This is a genomic window from Pedobacter sp. 01T416_2 (genome assembly GCF_056398925.1).
On the sequence record NZ_JBFTQI010000721.1, the window covers coordinates 1 to 2,985 of the forward strand.

Annotated in this window: 2 protein-coding genes; one reads left to right on the forward strand and one right to left on the reverse strand. The window is 38.6% G+C overall.

Annotated elements, in window-relative coordinates; translation table 11 throughout:
- Window positions 1-195: 195 nt before the first annotated feature.
- Entirely contained in the window at window positions 196-693 is a 498-nt protein-coding gene (locus AC1DPQ_RS23030) for a YdeI/OmpD-associated family protein (RefSeq protein WP_477610995.1), read from the forward strand.
- Window positions 694-793: 100 nt separating this feature from the next.
- Here AC1DPQ_RS23030 and AC1DPQ_RS23035 read toward each other — a convergent pair whose 3' ends face one another.
- Window positions 794-2,815, reverse strand: coding sequence for a M3 family metallopeptidase (locus AC1DPQ_RS23035; protein ID WP_477581637.1), 2,022 nt, complete (start codon window positions 2,813-2,815; stop codon window positions 794-796).
- Window positions 2,816-2,985: the final 170 nt, after the last annotated feature.

Here is a 2,985-nt window from a genome sequence, read left to right on the forward strand (position 1 = left end):
CCTGAGTATTGTTGGTACTCCCTTCTTGTGATGTTGCCATAGTATTAGATTTTTATATAAACTACAATGAAAAATAGTGTTTGGTTTTGATTTTTTGCGAAGAGCGATTGGCGAATGGCGTTAGACAGAACGCATACCGTCTGATTTATTGACCAAAAATTATGGAGTTTTAATCAAAGACAATATCTTTAATTAATGGATAATAAAAAACCCGGGGCATTTTTTGCCAAAATTAATATTATAGGCATTAATCCTTTTGTATTTGTACCAGAAGAAGTATTAACCTATGTTTTCCATCAAGCAGGAAAAGACAAGGGTCAGCTTCCAATAACAATGAAAATCGATGGGCATGAGTTTAAACAAACTTTGGTAAAATATGCGGGTGATTGGCGTTTGTACCTGAATACGCCGATGCGAAAAGCGGCAGGCAAAGATGTTGGAGATACTGCAAGCTTCGAAATTGAATTTGATGCTGAAGAACGAACAATAAGGATAAATCCTAAGTTAGAACAGGCTTTAGTAGAAAATAAACAAGCTAAGGATGTATTTGATGGCCTTGCCCCCCATTTACAGAAGGAAATTATACGTTATATTGCCAACCTTAAAACGGAAGAATCGGTGAACCGTAATGTAAAAAAGGCTATTCAGTTTCTTTTGGGTAAAGAAAGGTTCATCGGCAGAGATGGAATTTAAAGAAAAATGGTACCATAACTACAGCACCGCCATCCTCGACCCGTTATTGATTATAGTACAAAGGCCAATTGTTAACTGTCCTTTGTACTATAATTTTGTTTTACAACAATCCGCGTTTTTTAAGCATTGGTTTAATATCAGGATTATGTCCCCTGAAATTAAAAAACATTTTGCCAAGATCTTCGGTATTTCCTTTGGACAGAATCATATCCCTAAAACGCTGACCATTTGCCCTGGTCAGTCCCCCATTTTCCTGAAACCAAGAAAAGGCATCATTTTCAAGCATAGAAGTCCAGCTATAGGCGTAATAACCTGCGGCGTAGCCATTACTCCAGATATGCAGAAAATAGCTGGAGCGGTAACGTGGCGGCACATACGATAAATTTAGATTGGTTTTCTTTAAAGCCTCGGCTTCAAATTTGTCAACATCCTCTAATGGTGAACCCGGAGAAATCGTGTGCCACTGCATATCCAGATCGGCTGCTGCCAATGCTTCAGTAAACATATAACCCTGGTTAAACGAACTCGCCTTTTTAATTTTATCTAACAAAGTCTGTGGCATCTGTGCTCCGGTTTGATAGTGAAGGGCATAATTCTTCAGTATTTTTGGATCGGAAGCCCAATGTTCATTAAACTGGGAAGGAAATTCTACATAATCGCGGGCTACACTTGTACCCGAAAGACTGGGATATTGCTGGTTGGCAAACAGACCATGTAAACCGTGTCCAAATTCATGGAACATGGTTGTAACATCATCAAAACTAATTAATGCTGGTTTTCCGGTTTCGGGTTTGGTAAAATTGCAGACATTATAAATAACCGGTATCGTGCCGAATAGCTTAGATTGGGGAACAAGATTATCCATCCAGGCGCCACCATCCTTATTATCACGCTTATAGTAATCACAATAAAACAGACCTAGCTGTTTCCCGTCTTTGTCTATCACATCAAAAACACGAACATCTTCCTGGTAAACAGGTAAATCTTTACGTTCTTTAAAAGTAATGCCGTAAAGTTGTGTTGCAGCATAAAAAACACCATTGATGAGTACTTTATTTAACTCGAAATAGGGCTTAACCTCGTTTTCATCTAAATCGAATTTTGCTTTGCGAACTTGTTCGGCATAATAGTCCCAATCCCAGGGGGCTAATTTAAAGCCACCTTTTTGCTGATCGATTACAGCTTGTATATCTGCCGCTTCACTTTTTGCTTTAGCGGTAGCAGCCGGAATAACTTTACTAAAAAAATCTTCAACTGCTTCGGGTGTTTTAGCCATCTGATTTTGTAATTTCCAAGCCGCATAATTTTTAAAGCCAAGCAATGCAGCCTGAGCAGAACGGATCTGCGCAATTCTTGAAATTATTTTACGGGTATCATTTGCATCGCCTTTTTCAGCCCTGTTCCATGATTTGTTAAAAAGTTCTTCTCGCTTGGCACGATCGGCCATTGATTGCAATTCGGGCTGTTGGGTAGTATTTTTTAAACCTTTACCCGCTGCCTGTAACTGTGCGGTAAACTTTGCACCCAAAGTAGCTTCTTCTTTATTCAGTTCTTTAAGCTTGTCTTTGTCAGCATCAGATAGCTTTGCTCCTGCCAATTCAAATTTTTGGTAATAAGACTCTAGTAAGCGCAACGATTCAGGATCCAGTTTCAGCTGATCCTTCTTTTTATAAAGGATTGCTACCCGGTTAAAAAGTTTGGTATTTAAATAAATGGCATCGGTGTTTGCAGTTAATTTAGGAGCTTCCTCTTCTTTAACCTTTTGCAATTCGGGATTGGTATTGGCACCTGTAAGCAGGTTAAAAACCATACTTGTCCGGTTCAGCAATTGTCCGCTTTTTTCGATGGCCAGAATGGTATTTTCAAAGCTAGGTGCATCAGTCTGATCAGCGATTTTCTGGATTTCGTTTATCTGCTGCTTCATTCCTTCTTCCAGTGCAGGTTTAAAATCGCCGGTTTTAATTTTGTCGAAGGCAGGCGCCTGAAAGGCAAGTTCGCTTGCTTTAAAAAAAGGATTAGCTGTCGAAAAGCTTTCATTGCCTTCTTCAGCATCTTTTTTGTTATTGCAAGCACCTAGAATGACTAAGGAAGCCAGTATGGGTAAATAAGATACTTTTTTCATGAATATTTAAAAGTTAGTTATCCATAAAAATAGCAATTTATAYGCTGCAATTTTCAATAAACAAAATTGAGCTGAAACAAAAAAGCCATTCCGGTTAAGAAATGGCTTTAAAATTTTATCTGTAACGAACTTGCTGCTGCTTGTCCATCATGCCCATCTGATCCTTCATC